Annotated in this window: 17 protein-coding genes and 1 riboswitch; of the genes, 4 read left to right on the top strand and 13 right to left on the bottom strand. The window is 61.1% G+C overall.

What is annotated here, in order from left to right; all coding sequences use genetic code 11:
• Positions 1-418: 418 nt before the first annotated feature.
• The 7 genes from FY112_RS21240 to pobA form a co-directional block, all read right to left on the bottom strand.
• Complete coding sequence (locus tag FY112_RS21240; protein WP_151519214.1) at positions 419-1,252, bottom strand: VCBS domain-containing protein; 834 nt, start codon at positions 1,250-1,252, stop codon at positions 419-421.
• A 407-nt stretch (positions 1,253-1,659) separates the two neighbouring features.
• Positions 1,660-2,376: an ABC transporter ATP-binding protein gene (locus FY112_RS21245; RefSeq protein WP_062945206.1), complete on the bottom strand. Its 717-nt coding sequence runs from the start codon at positions 2,374-2,376 to the stop codon at positions 1,660-1,662.
• Entirely contained in the window at positions 2,357-3,121 is a 765-nt protein-coding gene (locus FY112_RS21250) for an ABC transporter ATP-binding protein (protein WP_151519215.1), read from the bottom strand. The genes FY112_RS21245 and FY112_RS21250 overlap by 20 nt, the downstream gene beginning before the upstream one ends.
• Positions 3,118-4,122, bottom strand: coding sequence for a branched-chain amino acid ABC transporter permease (locus tag FY112_RS21255; RefSeq protein WP_151519216.1), 1,005 nt, complete (start codon positions 4,120-4,122; stop codon positions 3,118-3,120). Before FY112_RS21255 ends, FY112_RS21250 begins: the two co-directional genes overlap by 4 nt.
• A gap of 1 nt (position 4,123) precedes the next feature.
• Positions 4,124-4,987 carry a branched-chain amino acid ABC transporter permease gene (locus FY112_RS21260; RefSeq protein ID WP_003542679.1) on the bottom strand — a complete coding sequence of 288 codons (864 nt, stop codon included), beginning with the start codon at positions 4,985-4,987 and terminating at the stop codon, positions 4,124-4,126.
• Between the two features lie 70 nt (positions 4,988-5,057).
• Positions 5,058-6,230, bottom strand: a complete 1,173-nt coding sequence (locus tag FY112_RS21265) for an ABC transporter substrate-binding protein (RefSeq protein WP_151519217.1) — start codon at positions 6,228-6,230, stop codon at positions 5,058-5,060.
• A 61-nt stretch (positions 6,231-6,291) separates the two neighbouring features.
• On the bottom strand, positions 6,292-7,464 hold the full coding sequence (pobA, locus tag FY112_RS21270; protein ID WP_151519218.1) for a 4-hydroxybenzoate 3-monooxygenase: 1,173 nt from the start codon (positions 7,462-7,464) through the stop codon (positions 6,292-6,294).
• A 117-nt stretch (positions 7,465-7,581) separates the two neighbouring features.
• On the opposite strand from pobA, the gene FY112_RS21275 reads away from it, so the two are divergent.
• On the top strand, positions 7,582-8,472 hold the full coding sequence (locus FY112_RS21275) for a helix-turn-helix domain-containing protein (protein ID WP_151519219.1): 891 nt from the start codon (positions 7,582-7,584) through the stop codon (positions 8,470-8,472).
• Positions 8,473-8,540: 68 nt separating this feature from the next.
• Here FY112_RS21275 and FY112_RS21280 read toward each other — a convergent pair whose 3' ends face one another.
• The 5 genes from FY112_RS21280 to FY112_RS21300 all read right to left on the bottom strand — a co-directional run bounded on the left by FY112_RS21280 (position 8,541) and on the right by FY112_RS21300 (position 15,409).
• Positions 8,541-8,915 carry a hypothetical protein gene (locus FY112_RS21280; protein WP_246700723.1) on the bottom strand — a complete coding sequence of 125 codons (375 nt, stop codon included), beginning with the start codon at positions 8,913-8,915 and terminating at the stop codon, positions 8,541-8,543.
• Positions 8,900-11,284 carry a phosphoketolase family protein gene (locus tag FY112_RS21285; protein WP_151519220.1) on the bottom strand — a complete coding sequence of 795 codons (2,385 nt, stop codon included), beginning with the start codon at positions 11,282-11,284 and terminating at the stop codon, positions 8,900-8,902. Before FY112_RS21285 ends, FY112_RS21280 begins: the two co-directional genes overlap by 16 nt.
• A 71-nt stretch (positions 11,285-11,355) precedes the next feature.
• Complete coding sequence (locus FY112_RS21290; protein WP_151519221.1) at positions 11,356-12,534, bottom strand: acetate/propionate family kinase; 1,179 nt, start codon at positions 12,532-12,534, stop codon at positions 11,356-11,358.
• Between the two features lie 294 nt (positions 12,535-12,828).
• Positions 12,829-14,400, bottom strand: a complete 1,572-nt coding sequence (locus FY112_RS21295) for a bifunctional diguanylate cyclase/phosphodiesterase (protein ID WP_017961956.1) — start codon at positions 14,398-14,400, stop codon at positions 12,829-12,831.
• Between the two features lie 457 nt (positions 14,401-14,857).
• Positions 14,858-15,409 carry a histidine phosphatase family protein gene (locus FY112_RS21300; protein WP_151519222.1) on the bottom strand — a complete coding sequence of 184 codons (552 nt, stop codon included), beginning with the start codon at positions 15,407-15,409 and terminating at the stop codon, positions 14,858-14,860.
• Positions 15,410-15,515: 106 nt separating this feature from the next.
• Positions 15,516-15,591: riboswitch (cobalamin riboswitch) on the top strand.
• 51 nt (positions 15,592-15,642) lie between these two features.
• Between FY112_RS21300 and FY112_RS21305 the strand changes: the two genes are divergently transcribed.
• From FY112_RS21305 to FY112_RS21315, 3 genes are read left to right on the top strand one after another with little or no spacing between them, the layout of a single operon-like run.
• Positions 15,643-15,852, top strand: coding sequence for a CbtB domain-containing protein (locus FY112_RS21305; protein WP_131718859.1), 210 nt, complete (start codon positions 15,643-15,645; stop codon positions 15,850-15,852).
• Between the two features lie 26 nt (positions 15,853-15,878).
• Complete coding sequence (locus FY112_RS21310; RefSeq protein WP_131718860.1) at positions 15,879-16,613, top strand: CbtA family protein; 735 nt, start codon at positions 15,879-15,881, stop codon at positions 16,611-16,613.
• A gap of 50 nt (positions 16,614-16,663) precedes the next feature.
• On the top strand, positions 16,664-17,296 hold the full coding sequence (locus FY112_RS21315) for a hypothetical protein (RefSeq protein ID WP_131718861.1): 633 nt from the start codon (positions 16,664-16,666) through the stop codon (positions 17,294-17,296).
• Here FY112_RS21315 and FY112_RS21320 read toward each other — a convergent pair.
• Positions 17,281-17,943, bottom strand: a complete 663-nt coding sequence (locus tag FY112_RS21320; RefSeq protein ID WP_131718862.1) for a sulfite oxidase-like oxidoreductase — start codon at positions 17,941-17,943, stop codon at positions 17,281-17,283. The genes FY112_RS21315 and FY112_RS21320 overlap by 16 nt on opposite strands.
• Between the last annotated feature and the right edge of the window lie 135 nt (positions 17,944-18,078).

Consider the following 18,078-nt stretch of genomic DNA (forward strand, 5'->3'; position numbering starts at 1 on the left):
AAGACTCCGAGAAGAGCCCTTTTTTATGGGCGTGGTAGCACACTGGTAGCAGCGGCAAACGTGGTAGCGAGGGCCTGAAAACAGTCCGCCTTGATCTGCAGGATTTCCGCCAACGGCGAGGACAGGCCTATCTGTAGAGCGTCAGAAGCAACAGAGGCATCTTCGTCGCCCAAAGGTGGGATGCGACAGCGATAATAATAGCCCATACGGCGAGCGAGAACATGACCGCCGCTAACCTGATCCCGACTGGCTGCATCATTTCCTCCATCCCAGCATAACCGTGCCTCCTCGCACGATCCTATGCTAGCAAGATGCAGGCCCGTCAGCTATCGCAAGAAATTGGTACCCAGATAGGCGCCGCAGAGCGCAGTCGGTTCAGTGCACAGATTTCGGTGATGCGGCGCCCTTTCCCTATCAATCAAACGATGAAATGAAAGTTGTCGTATTGCGCGCCGTAATAATCCGGGCCGCTCGTTTCGTTGATGACGGGTTCGGTGTCGAGCACGAGTTGGTCGATTTCGCCGTAGGCGCTGAGATCGATCACTTGCGGGTCATGAATGCTGTCGGCGGTGACGTTGACCGTGACCAAGAATACGGTATCGCCGTCCAGCTTACCTTCGATCGTCAGAACGTTGTCATAGTCCGATGTGCCGTTTGCGACACTGAATTGCTCGATCTGAAAGTTGCCGCCATCGGCGGCTTGGATGGGTGTCCAGAACACGCCTCCTCCCAGATAGTGGTTGCCATCCGATTCCTCCCGCACAGTCGCGTCGTCACCATCGTACCAAGCGCCCCAATCGAAGCCTTTGTAGCCCGTCGGGAAGTCGTGGTTGCCGACATCCTCGAAATTGACGAAGACGTCGCCGCGTTCCGGCAGGTCGACCGCGATGTTGAGCAAGCCGAAGTCGGTGGCGCCTTTGCCATCCGAGATCTTGAAATTGAACTGGTCGACGAGTTGGTCTCCCGAGCCGAGCGCTGCTACCACCGGGTTGGTGTGATCAAGCTCATAGGTGTAGTTACCGTTGGAATAGACGGTCAGAGTGCCGTATTTTCCCTCGACTGTGGTGGTCGTGGCAGGCCCGTTCGGATCGGCCGGTTGCGGAATTCGCTGTCCATTGACGAAGTTGAGACGCACCTGATCTCCGTCGACATCCGTGGAACTGGTATTGTCCAGGATGTTGCCGTCGATCGGGTTGTCGATGTTGAAAATAGGCTGGTATACGTCACCTGCGACCGGCTTGTGGTTTGCCATTTCTATCCCCCCGTTTGATGTTCTGTTCGACTATGCAACCCTATAGGGTATCTGGCAACCGAAATTGAGGAAGCGTCAGAGCAATTCCGCCCGTCAACGTCACATATTCCGGTCGATTTACAGCTCAACTATTCAAGTAAAGGGAGCGGCATAAACGGCGATCCAGTTTGTGAACCGGGATTTACGCCTGGTCTTAGGTTGCTGCCGCTTCATCGATCATGGTGTTTATCGCCTTTTCAGGCGATCCATCAATTCGGCCAGCGGAAAACTTCAGTCATGATAATAATGACTGGTCAATCATGACGTCGTCATGACGATATACTGCATGAATTGCTCGGCGCGCCGAGAGCAATCTCGAAGGCGAATGGGAGGAATCAGCAGAGCCTGAGCTTCTGCCGACCACCCTATCAATGCAGGCCGCCGACCCCGAGCAGGCTCTCGACAGCCTCGTGATCCCTGGTGAGATTTTCCGGCGTTCCGGTCCAGGCCAGTCTGCCGCGTTCGAGAATGACGACCTGGTCGGCGAAATCGAGCGCGCTCTGGATGCGCTGCTCGACCAGCAGGATGGTCATGTCTCCCGTCTTGGCGAGGTCGGTAAAGGCCGCCATCAGTTCCTCGCAGATAACGGGCGCCAGGCCCTCCAGCGGTTCGTCGAGCAGCAGAACGGAGGGGCGGCCGAGAATGGTGCGGGCCGTGGAGAGCATCTGCTGCTCGCCGCCGGAAAGCTGGCTGCCGAGATTGCGGCGGCGCTCCTTCAGGCGCGGGAACATCGCATAGGCTTCCTCCAGCGCCGTTTTCGGTCGCGCCTTCAAGCCGACGAAGAGGTTTTCTTCAACCGTCAGCGTCGGGAAGACGCAGCGTGCCTGCGGCACATATCCGAGGCCTTTATGCGCTCGTGCAGCACTCGGTGCCGTCGTGACATCCGAACCGCCAAGACGGATGCTGCCCTCGTATCGCCTGGTCTGCCCGGCAAGCGTTGCCAGCAGCGTGGTCTTGCCCATGCCGTTGCGGCCGAGCACGGCAAGCCGGGCACCTGCCGGCACGGAGAAGGAAATGCCTTCGAGCACTCTCGTCGGCCCATATCCGGCCGACAGGTTCTCGACCTCAAGCGATATGGCTGGCATTGGCATAGCTCCCGAGATAGGCCTCGCGCACACGCGCATCCTTGGTGACATCTTCCGGCAGGCCATCGAAGATGATCGCGCCTGATGCAAGCACGATGACGCGTTTCGCAAAACGGAAGACGAGGTCCATGTCGTGTTCGATCATCAGCACGGCGAGATCGGCGGGCAGATCGGCCAGCGCCTGCTCGATGCGGCCGGTATCGCTCTGCGGCACGCCGGCTGCCGGCTCGTCGAGCAGCAGGACTTTCGGCTTCAATGCCAGCGCCACGGCGATCTCGAGAAGCCGCTGCTGGCCATAGGCGATTTCGCTGACCTTGCGATGCATCAGGAAAGCCAGCCCGAGTTTGCCTAGGAGATCATCGACCTCCGCCATGACATCGGGCATACGCAGGAAATTGCCGAACATGTGCCCGGTCTTTCCGTCGCGCTGAAGGACGGCAAGTCCCACATGTTCGGCCGGCGTCATGTCCTGGAAGAGCCGTGTCACCTGAAAGGAGCGGACAAGGCCGCGTCTGACCCTGCCGATCGCATCGACCTTCGTCACCACCTCGCCGCCGAGGCGAACCTCACCGGAATCGGGCGATAGATTGCCGGTCACAAGGTTGACGAAGGTGGTCTTGCCGGCGCCGTTCGGGCCGATCAGCGCGATGCGATCGCCAGGCGACATCGTGAGCGAGACATTATTGGTGACGGCAAGGCCGCCGAAGGCTTTCTTGAGATTGGCGACTTCGAAGACCGGGCTCATGAGCGCTGCTCCCTGCGGCGGCTAACGAAGGCTGCGGCCGTGCCATAGAGACCTTTCGGCGCAAAGAGCACGACGGCGATCAGCAGTGCACCGACCATGGTCAGCCAATGGAAGGGATTGGCGGCGGAGACATAGTCCTCGAAGAGCATGAAGATGACAGTGCCGGAAAGTGCCCCGAAGAGAGAACCGGTGCCGCCGAGGACGAGCATCACAAGCGCTTCCGCCGACTGCGTGAAAGACAGGCTGTCGAGGCCGACGACCTGTGTCGAGATCGCATTCAAGGCGCCGCCGACACCGGCAACGGCGCCCGATATTGCGTACATCCTGATGAGAGCTGCCTTCGGCGAGGCGCCCATGGCGCGGATGCGCAGCGGGTCCTGCTTGATGGCGCGGCAGAGCATGCCGAAGGGCGAGCGGACCAGAAACCGCAGCAGCACGAAGACGATCAGCAGCAGCGCCATTCCGAAGAAGAAGGCGGTGTGACCGTAGAGATCGAATTCGAAGAGGCCGAAGACCGGGTCCGGAGCAATGCCGGAAAGTCCGTCGCTGCCGCCTGTCCAGGACGAGGCCTTGTTGGCGAATTCATGGAAGAGGTTGATCAGCGCAATCGACAGCACCAGCTGCGGCAGTCCATGCGCACGCAGGATGATGGCGCCGCAGAGCAACCCGGCAACCGTGCCACCGACGATGCCGGCCAGCATCATCAGCAACGGGTCATTGATGCCGTAATGCGCCGACAGGATCCCGGCGGCATAGGCGCCGGAGCCGAAAAGTGCTGCATGGCCGAGCGTTGCGACGCCGCAATAACCAGTCACGAGATCGAGCGACAGGACGAGCAGCGCGATGGTGATCATCCGGGTCAAGAGGGCGAGATTATCGGGGAAGGCGAAATAGCCGATCGCGGCAATGGCTATGATGACCGCTAGTCCGATGAGGTCGCGGCCGATAAACCCGCGACGATGCTGTAGACCTTCGTTTTCGTTGTTCATGACAAGCGCCATCTTATTTCGCCCTTCCGGCAAGGCCGCGCGGGAAGACGCATATGATTGCGATCACGGCGAGATAGAAGAAGAATTCGCCGAATTCCGGCATCAGATACCGTCCTGTCGTATCGATCGCGCCCAGCAGCAGGCAGGCGATCAGTGCACCTGGAATGGAGCCCGCGCCGCCGACGGAGACGACGACCAGGAAGGTCACCATGTAGCGCAGCGCGTAATAGGGTTCGACGGGCAGGAGTTCGGCCCCGACCACGCCACCGAAGGCGGCAAGCCCGACGGCAACGGCAAAGCTCACCGCATAGATGATCTCGGTGCGCACACCGAGTGCCGCCGCCATCGCCGCATCATCGACGGAGGCACGCAGCTTGACGCCGAAGCTCGTCCTGTCGATCGTAAACCACAGGGCGAGCGCCACGGCGAGGCCGCAGAGGATGACGAAAAGCCGGTGAACGGGAATGGTGCGGAAGCCGAGATCGGCTGACCCCTGTAGAGCACCGGCAAGCGGTATGGTCTTCAGCGTCGGCCCCATGACATAATTGGCGATGCCGATGACGCAGAAGGTGATGCCGATGGTCATCAGCACCTGGGTCAGTTCCGGCGCACCATAGATCCGGCGGTAGAGAAAACGCTCGATCGGAATGGCGACGATGATGGTGATGGCAACGGCGGCGATGACCGCCGCGGCATAACCGAGGCCTAGGTCGCGGGCGACATAGGAGGCGATATAGCCGCCGATCATCGCGAAGGCGCCATGGGCGAGGTTGACGACACGCATCAGCCCCATGGTCACCGAAAGGCCGATCGAGATCACGAAGAGCACCATGCCATAGGCAAGGGCGTCGACGGCTATGCTGAAGACTGTCTGCATGGAAATACCTTGCTTCGACGGGCTCGGCCTGATCGCAGGCCAAGCCCGTCGCCTGTCTTGACGCTCGATGTTACTTGACGGCCGCCAGGCCCGGATCGCCCTGCTTCTCGAAAGTCTGGACCTCCTTGTTGATGTAGGTCCCGTCATCGGCTTTCGTCACTTCGCGCAGATAGATGTTCTGTGTGATGTGACGGCTTTCGGGATCGATCGAAACCGGGCCGCGCGGGCTTGTCCAGGCAAGGCCCTTGACCGCATCGACGGCCTTCTCAGCATCCTGTTTGCCGCCCGTCGCCTCGATCATCTTGTAGATGACATACATGCCGTCATAGGCGCTGACTGAGGGGAAGGAGAGTTCGGCCTTGTTGCCGATTGCTTTGGTTGCCGCCTCGACAAAAGCCTTGTTCTCGGGAGAATCGTGCGACACGGCGTAGTGGAAGGTCGTCTGGATGCCGAGTGCGGCATCGCCGAGCGCCGGCAGATCGGATTCCTGGGTCAGATCGCCCGGCGCGAAGAACTTGATGCCGGCAGCCTTCAGGCCATTGTCGTTGTAAGCCTTGACGAAGCCGAGCGTCGTCGGACCTGACGGCAGGAAGGCGAACACGCCCTCAGCGCCGGAGTCCTTGATGCGCTGCATGATCGGGCTGAAATCGTTGGTCGCAAGCGGCATGCGGATTGCCTCGACCGCCTGGCCGCCGGCCTTTTCGAAGCCGGCCTTGAAGGCATTCTCGGCGTCGATGCCGGGGCCGTAATCGCTGACGACGGAAATTACCTTCTTGACGCCGGCGTCGAAGGCGACCTTGGCGATTGGCGTCGAGGTCTGCCAGGTGGTAAACGAGGTGCGGACGACGAGCGGGCTCTTGGTGACGATCGCCGAGGTGGCGGCGTTCATGATGACCATCGGCACATTGCCCTGCTTCAGGATCGGCGTCACCGCCATGGCATCGGGCGTAAAGTAGAAGCCGGCAAGATACTGGACCTTTTCCTTGACGATCAGTTCCTGCGCCAGCGCCTTGGATTGGGCGGGATCGGCCTGCGGCACGTCGCGATAGACGATTTCCACCGTATCGCTGCCGACCGTGTTGCCGTTGACCGCCATATAGGCGTCGATACCGGCCTTGAAATTCTTGCCTTGCAGCGCGAACGGACCGGAGAACGGGCCGATGACGCCGACCTTGATGGTGTCGGCATAGGCCGTGCTGCTGAGCAGCACCGCCGCAACGGCGGCGAATACAAGCTTTTTCATGTTAGTTTCCTCCACTTTAAAATGCGGCCTTCATGGCTCGCCTCAGTCTCAGATCTTCATATCAGAACGGCAATCCGACGTAGTTTTCTGCAAGCGCCGTCGAGGCGGCGCGTGAATGCGTCAGATAGTCGAGTTCCGCCTCCTGGATTTTCTGATCGAAATCGCCGGTGTCCGGAAATCGATGCATCATCGTCGTCATCCACCAGGAAAACCGCACGGCTTTCCACACGCGGGCGAGCGCCTTCTGCGAATAGGCGTCGATGCCGCCATCCGATCCCTCGCGGTAATGTTCGATCAGCCCGGAGAAAAGATAATGAACGTCGCTGGCGGCAAGGTTCAGTCCCTTGGCGCCAGTCGGCGGGACGATATGGGCGGCGTCGCCGACCAGGAAAAGCCGGCCGAAACGCATCGGCTCAGTGACGAAGGAGCGCAGCGGCGCGATCGATTTCTCGAAGGACGGCGCGGTCGCCAAAGCCTCGGCGTGATGCCCCGGCAGACGCCGTCTCAACTCGTCCCAGAAGCGATCGTCGCTCCAGTCCTCGATCTTCTCGTCGAGCGCGCATTGGATGTAGTAACGGCTGCGGGTCGCCGAGCGCATCGAACAGAGCGCAAAGCCCCTCGGATGGTTGGCGTAGATCAGTTCATGGCTGACGGGCGCCACATCGGCAAGCACCCCCAGCCAGCCGAAGGGATAGACCTTCTCGAAACTCCTGATCGCCCGTTCCGGGACGGCCTTGCGGCTGGGGCCGTGAAACCCGTCGCAGCCGGCGATGAAGTCGCTATCGATGCGCTTGGCAACACCGTCTTTCAGATAGGTGACGAAGGGAGAATTGCCCTCGAAATCATGCGGCACGACATCGACGGCATCGTAGATCGACAGGGAGCCGCTTTCTTCGCGCCGCTCCATGAGATCGCGCGTCACCTCGGTCTGTCCGTAAACCGTAACACGCCTGCCGCCGGTCAATTCGTGGAGGTCGATGCGATGGTCGCGTCCGTCGAAGGCCAATGAGAAACCGTCATGCGGCAGGCCTTCGGCGTGCAGCCTCGCGCCTGACTTTGCCTGATCCAGCAGCCCGACGGTGCCTTCCTCCAGAACGCCGGCACGAACCCGGCCGAGGATGTAATCCTTGTTCACACGATCGAGAATGACATTGCCGATGCCGGCTTCGGTCAGAAGCTGGCCGAGCAACAGGCCGGATGGTCCCGAACCAATGATGGCGACCTGCGTTCGCAACTGCTTCCTCCCTGCATTTTTGCGCTTTGGCAGATTCTGCCGTGTCGTCCCTGCCGCAGCAATGGACATTTCGGCCGAAAAATTGCACTAATCGAACATTGGTGCGGGGGCAGCCCGGTGAGCAGACATATCCCTACCTACGAACTCTACGGTGAGAATACCGGGCGAAAGCCCGATTTTTGGTTGCATTGCGAAACAATTCGCTCCCGCAGCAGCTTGCATCAATGGGAGATTCGCCCGCACCGTCACGAGAGTTTCTTTCAGATATTGTACATCGAAGGCGGTTCGGGCGATGCGATCTTCGGCGAAAATAGCCATTCCATCCGTCCGCCGGCAATCATCACTGTGCCGCCTGGTCTCAATCACGGCTTTCGCTTTTCACGCGATATCGACGGCTTGGTGATCACCCTGTTGAGATCCCATCTCAGCCATCCGCCCGGCGACCGAAGCCACCTCGGCGACTGGTTTGCGACGCCGCATCTGACGCCGCTCGATCCCGATAATGCCGAGGCTGCCTATGTCATGCAGACGTTGAGACGGCTGGGCGACGAATTCGAAAACCGCCGCAGCGGCCGCAACGAGGCCTTGGCCGCCTATGTCGCCTTGGCGCTGCGGCTGACGGCGAGGATTTGCCATGAGGGGAATGCGCACGAGCTTCCGGCAAACGAGAACGAGCGGCGGATGGAAATGCTGAGCGAGCTCATCCAGCAACATTTCCGATCACACAAGCCCGCGTCCTTCTACGCCAGGGAGCTTGGGCTTTCGCCGACACATCTTACCCGTATCGTCCGGTCGATGACCGGCAATACTCCTCATGAATTGATCGCCGGCAAACTCGTCGAAGAGGCGAAACGCCAGCTGGTTTTTACGCTGGGCAGCGTGCAGGAGATAGGGTTTCGGCTTGGCTTTGCCGATCCCGCCTATTTCTCGCGCTTCTTTTTTAAATATACGGGAGAAACACCGCGGGTCTGGCGCATGAAGGAAAAAGTCCGGCTCGAACGTGCCTAGGGTTCCTGCATTCCGGGTGCTACGCGTTCGCGGACAGGCATCCGCGAGGACGCCCGGTGGGGATCGCCTTACCAGGCTTCGACGCCGTCTTCCGTGTTACGGGCGCGTTCGCCGTCGCGGGTCTCATATGCCTGGCGTTCCCCAGCTGGCTTGACGGCATCGGCTGAGCCATCCGGCTGGGCTTCGGGCGTCATGTAGAAGGCGAGCGCCTTTTCCAGCCGGGCGGCGGTAAGCGTGGCAGCGAAACTTTTCATGTCGTTTCCTCGGTCGACGGCCTTGAAGCTTGCCCGAGACACATAGCCTGCGATGCGGTCTTGCAGGAACAGTGCGCAGATGGTTTTCACCAACTTTAGACATTGCTTGACGACTTGCTCCCGCCGAATGATCTCCGCCGACCAGTTCCGCGCGATTCCGTTTGGTTTTCGCTTCACGCCGTCGGCCATGTCCACTTCCGCACCTCCGGCATGTCCTCGCCATATTCCCGGACATAGTCGTGATGCTCCGCAAGCTTGCCACGGAAGGCGGCGAGCGCTTCTCCTGCTTTTTCCTTCAGGCCCGGCACACGCTCGATCGCTTCGATGGCGAGGTGGAAGCGGTCGAGTTCGTTGAGGACGGTCATGTCGAAGGGAGTGGTCGTCGTGCCTTCCTCGATGAAGCCGCGGACGTGGATGTTGCGGTGGTTGGTGCGTTTATAGGTCAGGCGGTGGATGAGATAGGGATAGCCGTGATAGGCGAAAATGACAGGCTTGTCGGCGGTGAAGATCGCATCGAATGCCTCGTCGGTCAGGCCGTGCGGATGCTGATCCCTGGATTGTAGCGCCAGGAGATCGACGACGTTGACGGTGCGGATCTTCAGCTCCGGAATGGCCTTTCGCAGAAGATCGACGGCTGCAAGCGTCTCCATGGTCGGCACATCGCCGGCGCAAGCCATGACGAGATCGGGCAGAATGGTATCGTCCTCGTTGCTCGCCCAGTGCCAGATGCCGATGCCGGCCTCGCAATGTTTCACCGCCTCGTCGATCGACAGCCATTGCGGCTCCGGCTGCTTGCCGGCGACGATGACATTGATGCGGTCATAGGTGCGGAGGCAATGGTCGCCGACCCAAAGCAGGGTGTTGGCATCCGGCGGCAGGTAGATGCGGACGATATCGGCCTTCTTGTTGGCGACGAGGTCGACGAAGCCGGGATCCTGATGGCTGAAGCCGTTGTGGTCCTGACGCCAGACATGCGAGGTCAGCAGGTAATTCAGCGACGAGATCGGCTTTCTCCACTCGAGTTCCCGCGTCACCTTCAGCCATTTGGCGTGCTGGTTGAACATGGAATCGATGATGTGGATGAAAGCCTCGTAGCAGGAGAACAGGCCGTGGCGGCCAGTCAGCAAATAGCCTTCCAGCCAACCCTGGCAGAGATGTTCGCTCAGCACCTCCATGACACGTCCATCTCGGGATAAGTGGACGTCGTAGGGTTCGATACGCTCCATCCAGACACGGTCGGTGACTTCGAAGACGCTGCCGAGACGGTTCGATTCCGTCTCGTCGGGGCCGAAGATACGGAAATTGGTAGCCTTCTCGTTGCGCTTCATCGTGTCGCGCAGGTAATGGCCGAGGATCTCCGTCGATTGCACCATGGCGCTACCGCGCTTGCCGATATCGACCGCATAGTCGCGGATATCGGGAACATCGAGTTCCTTGCGCAGCAAGCCGCCATTGGCGTGCGGATTGGCGCCCATGCGGCGCTCGCCGACGGGGGCTAGCGCCCGCAACTCGGGCTTCAGCCGGCCGTCGTTGCCAAAGAGGTCCTCCGGATCATAGCCACGCATCCAGTCCTCGAGGATCTTGCGATGCCCTTCATTCTCGCGGCAGTTGGAGACCGGCACCTGGTGGGAGCGCCAGAAGCCTTCGACCTTCTTGCCGTCGACTTCCTTCGGTCCTGTCCAGCCCTTCGGGCTGCGCAGCACGATCATCGGCCAGCGCGGGCAGATATCGGGCGCCTTGCCAATGCGAGCTTCCTCCTGGATATCGCGAATGCGATCGAAGACTCTGTCGAAGGTTGCGGCCATCTGCTGGTGCATGTCGCGCGGCTCGTGACCCTCGACGAAGAAGGGCTCGTAGCCATAGCCTTCAAAGAGGCTCTGCAAATCCTCGTGACTGGCGCGGCCAAGAATGGTGGGATTGGCGATCTTGTAGCCGTTCAGATGCAGGATCGGCAGCACGGCGCCATCGCGGGCAGGGTTCAGAAACTTGTTGGAATGCCAACTCGCAGCCAGTGGCCCGGTTTCGGCTTCCCCGTCGCCGACGACGCAGGCAACGATGAGATCGGGATTGTCGAAAGCGGCGCCATAGGCATGAACGAGGGCGTAACCGAGTTCGCCGCCCTCATGGATGGAGCCGGGCGTTTCGGGTGCCGCATGGCTCGGGATGCCGCCGGGAAAGGAGAACTGGCGGAACAGCTTGCGCATGCCTTCGGCATCCTCGGAGATATCGGGATAGATCTCGCTGTAGATGCCTTCGAGATAGGTGTTGGCGACCATGCCCGGCCCGCCATGGCCGGGGCCGCACATGTAGATGATATCGAGGTCGCGAGCGCGGATGAGACGGTTCAGATGCGCATAGATGAAGTTGAGGCCGGGTGTCGTGCCCCAATGGCCGAGCAGGCGGGGCTTGATGTGCTCTGGTTTCAGCGGCTCGCGCAGCAGCGGATTGGCCAGCAGATAGATCTGGCCGATGGAGAGATAATTGGCGGCGCGCCAATAGCGGTCGATCAGCGTGAGTTCGGCATCGTTAAGGGCGGCGGTCGAGACATGCTTTTCCATGGGTTTCTCCCGTTCGAAAACGTCTTCAACGTCAATTCTACCGGCCGATGCCGGCAAGCTGTTGATCTGGATCAGCCACTGCCAAGAAGGGACAGTGCCTCCTCGGCGATGATCTGCTCCTCATCGGTGGCGATGACATGGGCGGTGATGCGGCTTTCCAACGTGCTAATCGTGAAATCATTGGCAGCATTGGCCTTTTCGTCGATTGCAAGGCCAAGCCAGGACAGCCGCTTGGCCACGCCTTCGCGGATCTCCGGTTGATTTTCGCCGATGCCGGCGGTGAAGACGATGGCGTCAAGGCCACCAAGCGTCGCCGCCATGCGGCCGATTTCGCCGGCAATGCGTAGTGTGAAGAGGTCGATCGCCTGGCGCGCCTGCGGCCGTCCGTCCTTCAGCAAGTCGCGCGTATCGGCGCTGATGTCGGAGACGCCGAGCAGGCCGCAGCGATGATAGAGCAGGTCCTCGATCTCCTTGAAGGATTGTTTCCTCTGACCGGCCAGATGCAGGATGACGCCGGGATCGAGCCAGCCCGGGCGCGTCGCCATCGGGATGCCGTCGAGCGTCGAAAAGCCCATGCTGCAATCGCGGCTGACGCCGTCATCCAGCGCACAGAGGCTGGCGCCGCTGCCGAGATGGGCGACAACCACCTTTGCCGCACGCGGCGCCTTGCGGCGAAGTTCTCCGGCGATGAATTTATAGGAGAGGCCGTGGAAACCGTAGCGCTTGATGCCCTCGTCATGCAGCGCCCGGGGAATGGCGAAGCGGCGAACGAGATCGTCCTGCGTGGCGTGAAAAGCCGTGTCGAAGGAAGCCGTCTGGGCAAGATGCGGTTTCAGATGCCGGAGGGCGCGGATGAAACGCAGCGCCTGCGGCTGGTGCAGGGGTGCCAGCGGGGTCAGCGCATCGACGGCATCGATTGCGGCGGCGTCGAGGCCGATCGCCCTGGTGAAGCGGTCGCCGCCATGGACGACACGGTGGCCGGCAGCACGCGTCGCTGTCATGTCGAAGTGATCGGCGAGACGCGCAAAAGTCTCATCGATGATGTCGTGCAGGTCTTCCGTCACCTCGGCCTTCAACGGCATCTCGACTATCTGCAGCCCTTTCGTCAGGCCGAGCGACAGCGGTTCGGCGCGGAAATCGATCACGCCCTTGCCGATGCGTCGTGCCTCGGCGCCATCTATCGCGAAGATGCCGATCTTAACGGTCGAGGAACCGGTGTTGAAGGTCAGCAGCAGGTCGGTCGATGACATGTCCTCTAAGACTCCGCGCGGGTGTGAGATGACCGAACTTAGCGTCGGAGTCCCAGGCGGGAAGGATTTATTCGCTCGGGGCGCGATTTTGTCACTGCGCACCCAGTCATCTTGTGCGGCTGGGATTGTGACGCGTCATCCTTCGTGACGGCGACGGAACCAAGCGCATCACCGTCAATATCGTCCGACGACCGTGCGCAACATGCTGATGGCCTGGGTGCTGACGCTGCCGGCCTCGATTGCGATCGCCTTCTTGCTGTTCGTGATCATGCGCCAGTCTTTTAAGGCGTACTGTCAGGCCGTGGAGGCCAGACTGGCATTGCGATCGCCGATGAAGATGCCCGCCTCGGCGGCGGGCATCGCCTTGCCGAAGAGATAGCCCTGGCCGATGTCGCAGCCAAGCTGCAGCAGGAAGGCGAGCTGGCCGTGCTCCTCGATGCCTTCGGCCGTCGTTTTGATGTTGAGGCTCCTGCCGAGGCCGAGCATGGCGCGGACGATCTCTTCCTGCCGCTCGTCGTCGCGATAGGTGGCGATGAAGCTTTTGTCGATCTTGATCTTGTCGAAACGATAGCGGGCGAGCTGGGCGAGGCTCGAATAGCCCGTGCCGAAATCGTCGAGGGCGATCTGGATGCCGGCGGCGTGCAGCTCGTCGAGAATGAGGGCGGCGACGGCGGGATCCTGGATCAGCGCGTTTTCGGTGATCTCCACTTCCAGGCGCTGCGGCGGCAGCCGGCTTGCCGAAAGGACCTTGAGGATGCGGGAGGTCAGCAATCTGTCTTCCATCTGCACCGGCGAGACGTTGAAGGACAACATCACATGCTCCGGCCAAGCGAGGGCGTCAGAGCAGGCCTGGGCAAGAAGATCCTCGAACAATGCGGTGATCATGCCGTTTTCCTCGGCGATGCCGATGAAGACCGGCGGCGGGATGTTGGCGCCGTCGTCGCCGATCCAGCGTGCTAAGGCCTCGAAGCCGCAGAGCTGGCCGGTCTTCAGGTCGATCAGCGGCTGATAGAAGGGCTTGATCGCCTTGTTGGAGATTGCGGCGCGCAGCCTGGTTTCCAGCGCGGCGCGTTCCGTTACCTTGTCCTGCATTGAAGGTTCGAAGACGAAATAGTGGTTGGGTCCGCGTGATTTCGCCTCGTACATGGCGAGGTCGGCCCGGTGGGCGGCATCTTCCAGCGGCTCGGCTCCCTCGGCCCAGCGGTCGTAGCCGACGCTGGCGCCGACTTCGACGGCAAAGCCATCGATATGGATGGGCCGGGTGACGGCCTGGATCAGCAGCTTGGCAAAACGCTCCTCGCGCTGCGCTGTCAGGGAAAAGGCGACGATGATGAATTCGTCGCCGCCGAAGCGATAGACGCAATCGGCATTGCCGAGCGCGCAGATGCGCCTGGCAACCTCGATCAACAGGATGTCGCCGCCCTTGTGGCCGACAAGATCGTTGACCTTCTTGAAGCCGTCGAGGTCGACGGAGAAGATGGTGACGTTGCGGTCGCACTCCTCGATCTCGGCCTCGTCGTCCTTGATCGGCCGTGAGAGGATCTTGCGCTCGAAGGCGTAGCGGTTCGGCAGCTTGGTGAGATGGTCGTGGGTTGCCGTCCAATCGGCCTTTGCCTGGGCGGCGGCGCGCAGTTCCATTTCCTTGCGCAGGTCGGCGATACGCAGCACCGAATAGATGAAGCTCATGGCGCCGGCGATGCCGAGCCCCAGAACGAGCTTGTCGGCCCCGTACTCGCCGAAACCCGTCATGAAGGAGACCAGGCTGTCGTCGAGCTGCAACAGCGTGCCGAGGAGCCAGAGGGCTACCCCAAATCCGACGATCGACACACATTGCCTTCCGGCCCTGCTTTGGAAAAACACCGGCATTGCCTTCTCCAGCTCCCACCTTCGCGGAGATATCACGAAAGTCTGAAATGTTTGTTGAAACCAGAAGGCGAATTATCGGAGGCGGCAGCCTGTTGCTGTGCCGCAGAGAGTCCCGACGGGGGCTTGTGGGGAACCAGGGCGTCGTTGTCAGCGCGATCGCCTTCGTGTTTCGGGAGACCGGCTGATGCGGGAAAAGAAAGAAGGCGAGCGTGCTAGTGCATCGCTCGCCCTTTCTCGTGCTTCAGGCGGTGACGATCAGCAGCGGAACGCTGACGATGAGACCGACCAGAACCGTGACTGTGGCGACACGCATGAAACGCAGGCGTCGCGTGCGCTCGCCACTCCAATCATATGTCATTCTTCCATCTCCTTGGGACAAGGAAGTAGTTCCCGCAAAGCCGGGTTCAACAGAGATGACGCGATTTGCTTGTGCAAAGCTGGATAAGATCAGCAGTCTCTAATGCTGGAAGCGCAGAGACCAGCGCTGTCCGTTGCTGGTCATGCGGATGACGGAAAGCGGCTCGACGTCGCTCAGCCAGAAGGAGGAGAGCGGCGCCTGCAGCACATGCACGATCGCTGCCCGGATGACGGCCGCATGGCTGATTGCAATGACGTGGCCGCCGAGGACGGTCTGGCCATCCATCCAGCCGGCGATGCGCGTGCGCAGATCAAGAAGGCTCTCGCCGCCATGCGGGGCTGCTTCCGGATCGCTCATCCAGCCCATGAGATTCTCCGGCTCTTCGGTTCCGATCGCCGCGATCGACCTGCCGGCCCAGCGGCCATGGTCGCAGTCGCAAAGCGCCTGATCTATTTGGGCTTCGAGGCCGAGCGCGTCAGCAGTCTGACGGGCGCGCAAGGCGGGGCTCGTGGCAATACGGTCGGCGCGGGGGGCGATCATCCTGCCGGCTTCCTCCACTGCCTTGTCCTCCAGCGGTTCGTCGAGCGGGAACAGGGCCTTGCGGCTTGCTGCCGTCGCGCCATGGCAGATCCAGGTGAGGCGCGTGTTCACGGTCGTTCTCGTCTCCCGGAATGCGGCGACAGCGTCCTTCGCCGGCTTGTGAAGTTTCGTTGACAGTCTCTTCGGCGTGCAGATATAACCGTGCTGTTGCGGGTTTGGAAGCCGGTGTAAGTCCGGCGCGGTCGCGCCACTGTGACCAGCGTGTCGAAAGCTCTTCGCGCTGGAAGTCAGACCCTACTGCACAAGCACTCTTTCGACTGAACGCGTCATTCCCGGAGGAATACATGTCTGACACCACTTTCGCGCCCGTTGCTGTACCGGCGCCGATCCCTGTAGGCGAGATCCTGCCCTGGGCGATCTTCGGCGGCCTGCTGATGTTCATCGTCCTCTATTTCGTCGGTACAGAAGAAGGCGCAATAGCGCTGTTCAACGGCATGTATGTGCATGAATTCGTGCATGACGGCCGCCATCTCCTCGGCTTTCCCTGCCACTAAAGCGCGTCGCGATCGGAGTTCCTGACATGGTTGGAAACCTTCTGCTTCGCGGCATGCTCGCGGGCCTGATTGCTGGTATCCTCGTTTTCGCTTTTGCTCATACGTTCGGCGAACCGCTGGTCGATGCGGCGATCGCCTTCGAGGAGGCAAGCGCCCAGGCGGCCGGCGAAGCTGCCGAACCTGAAATCGTCAGCCGCGTCACGCAGGCCGGTCTCGGCCTTTTCACCGGCGTCATGGCCTACAGCGTCGCCGTCGGCGGGCTCTTCGCGCTCGCCTTCGCCTTCGTGCATGGTCGCTTCAGCCGCCTTTCGCCGCGCGGCACCTCGGCCGTCATCGCCATTGCCGCCTTCGTGGCGGTCGTGCTTGTTCCCAGCATCAGATATCCCGCCACTCCGCCGGCGGTCGGCAATCCCGACACGATCGGCGCCAGGACCGAACTGTTCTTCCTGATGATCGTCGTCTCGCTTGCCGCACTCATTGCCGCGGTGGCGCTGTCACGTCGTCTCTCCGAGCGCTTCGGTGTCTGGAACAGCGCGACCATCGCCGGCATCGCCTACCTCGTCTTCATCGGCCTCGTGCTCTACCTGCTGCCGCCGATCAACGAGGTGCCGGAGCACTTTTCGGCGATGGTGCTCTGGGGCTTCCGCACGACCTCGCTCGGCATGCATGCGATCCTCTGGGCAACGCTCGGCCTCGCCTTCGGGGCGCTGGCGGAAAAGCGGCTTGCCGTTAAGGGCCGGCCGGCAACGGCATTTCACTGAACGCATCGAAGGGCGCCGCTTTGTCGGCGCCCTGAACTTTTCGGGCGATTATGAAAAACGACAGAGCCAGACCACTGCTGCTGACAGCGTTTTCTGCCGCCGCGTTTTTTTGTGTGGTCGCTGGAAGCGCTTTTGCCCATAGCCGCAGCGACGGCGGCAGCCATGCCGGGCTGAATATCCCGCAAATCTCCCATGGCGAGATGGCTGTCATATCTGACTATCGCGGTCGGATCATCGATCTTGCATCCCGCGCCGTTGAGACGAACGAGCCTTTCCGGCGCGTGCTGAACTATGCCGAGATCCAGTATTCCTACTGTCTGTGGGGCCGGGTGCCGGGCAGCGTGACGGATGAGGAAAGTCCGTTCAACGAATGCGCCCATGCCTATCTCGCCGCGACCAAGGCGGTCTTGCTTTCGATGCGCGAGATGCCGCGGGAGGCTGCGGCGGCGGGTGAAATCATTTCCGCGGTCGACGCCGACATGGTGCGGCGCGGTCTTGCGCTGATCAGCTGCCGGTTCAGCGGCGAAGCCTTCAACACGGCCGATATCGTCAAGCCGCGCTGGAGTGGGATCCCATTCCATGCCGCCAGCATGGCATCGCTGACGGGGCTTGCCTCTTTGTTCGGCCTTAGCGTGTTTGCGCTTCGCCGTTTCTCGCGGCCGAAAGCTCAATCGTCGGAATAGCGCTGCTCGCGCCACGGATCGCCATACATGTGGTAGCCGTTCTTTTCCCAGAAGCCGGCCTGGTCGGCAGGCATCAGCTCGATGCGGCGCAGCCATTTGGCGCTTTTCCAGAAATAGAGATGCGGTACGACGAGGCGCATCGGGCCGCCGTGCTCCGGTGTCAGCGGCAGGCCTTCCCGGACGGTGGCGAGGATCGCATCCTCGGCGGCGAAATCGGCGAGGGGCAGATTGGTGGTATAGCCGTCGTAACTCGTCAGCATAACGTAAGCCGCATCCGGCTTTGGCATGGCGAGGTCGAGCAGATCGCGCGTCGAAACGCCCTTCCATTTGTTGTCGTAGCGCGACCAGGTGGTGACGCAGTGGATATCGCTGACGCTGGTCCTCTGTTCGATCGCCTGGAAGTCGGCCCAGGTGAGGGTGAGCGTCGTTTCGACGAGGCCGCGCACCTCGAGCCGCCAGGTCTCGGTCGAGATGACAGGTTGCTGGCCGAGGTCGAGTACCGGCCAGTTCTTGACAAGGTGCTGGCCGGGCGGCAGGCGCTCGGCTTCGGGACGGCTGATACGGCCGGTCAGGAACTTGCCCTCTGCTGCCCAGCGGCGCTTGGATGTGGTGAGTTTGCTGTCGGCGGGCGTCTGGTCGTCGCTCATGGGCGGGGCCTCCTTGCGGTGCAGCAATAGGACATCTGCGCCTGCCGGGTGTCAAGTTTCGGCGGCCCCTTGGAAATCCCTACCCACCCCTCTAAACTCGGTGCGTTGGGTATGCCTCGCTGGGGAGTGGAGGCA

The sequence above is a fragment of the Rhizobium sp. PEPV16 genome, from assembly GCF_008919455.1.
In the GTDB taxonomy this organism is placed as follows: Bacteria; Pseudomonadota; Alphaproteobacteria; order Rhizobiales; family Rhizobiaceae; genus Rhizobium; species Rhizobium leguminosarum_Q.

What these genes read in the sequence shown, in the direction of transcription:
- FY112_RS21240 (WP_151519214.1), bottom strand. Translation starts at nt 1,252, where the DNA reads ATGGCAAACCACAAGCCGGTCGCAGGTGACGTATACCAGCCTATTTTC.
- FY112_RS21245 (WP_062945206.1), bottom strand. Translation starts at nt 2,376, where the DNA reads ATGCCAGCCATATCGCTTGAGGTCGAGAACCTGTCGGCCGGATATGGG.
- FY112_RS21250 (WP_151519215.1), bottom strand. Translation starts at nt 3,121, where the DNA reads ATGAGCCCGGTCTTCGAAGTCGCCAATCTCAAGAAAGCCTTCGGCGGC.
- FY112_RS21255 (WP_151519216.1), bottom strand. Translation starts at nt 4,122, where the DNA reads ATGGCGCTTGTCATGAACAACGAAAACGAAGGTCTACAGCATCGTCGC.
- FY112_RS21260 (WP_003542679.1), bottom strand. Translation starts at nt 4,987, where the DNA reads ATGCAGACAGTCTTCAGCATAGCCGTCGACGCCCTTGCCTATGGCATG.
- FY112_RS21265 (WP_151519217.1), bottom strand. Translation starts at nt 6,230, where the DNA reads ATGAAAAAGCTTGTATTCGCCGCCGTTGCGGCGGTGCTGCTCAGCAGC.
- FY112_RS21280 (WP_246700723.1), bottom strand. Translation starts at nt 8,915, where the DNA reads ATGGCCGACGGCGTGAAGCGAAAACCAAACGGAATCGCGCGGAACTGG.
- FY112_RS21285 (WP_151519220.1), bottom strand. Translation starts at nt 11,284, where the DNA reads ATGGAAAAGCATGTCTCGACCGCCGCCCTTAACGATGCCGAACTCACG.
- FY112_RS21290 (WP_151519221.1), bottom strand. Translation starts at nt 12,534, where the DNA reads ATGTCATCGACCGACCTGCTGCTGACCTTCAACACCGGTTCCTCGACC.
- FY112_RS21295 (WP_017961956.1), bottom strand. Translation starts at nt 14,400, where the DNA reads ATGCCGGTGTTTTTCCAAAGCAGGGCCGGAAGGCAATGTGTGTCGATC.
- FY112_RS21305 (WP_131718859.1), top strand. Translation starts at nt 15,643, where the DNA reads ATGTCTGACACCACTTTCGCGCCCGTTGCTGTACCGGCGCCGATCCCT.
- FY112_RS21310 (WP_131718860.1), top strand. Translation starts at nt 15,879, where the DNA reads ATGGTTGGAAACCTTCTGCTTCGCGGCATGCTCGCGGGCCTGATTGCT.
- FY112_RS21315 (WP_131718861.1), top strand. Translation starts at nt 16,664, where the DNA reads ATGAAAAACGACAGAGCCAGACCACTGCTGCTGACAGCGTTTTCTGCC.
- FY112_RS21320 (WP_131718862.1), bottom strand. Translation starts at nt 17,943, where the DNA reads ATGAGCGACGACCAGACGCCCGCCGACAGCAAACTCACCACATCCAAG.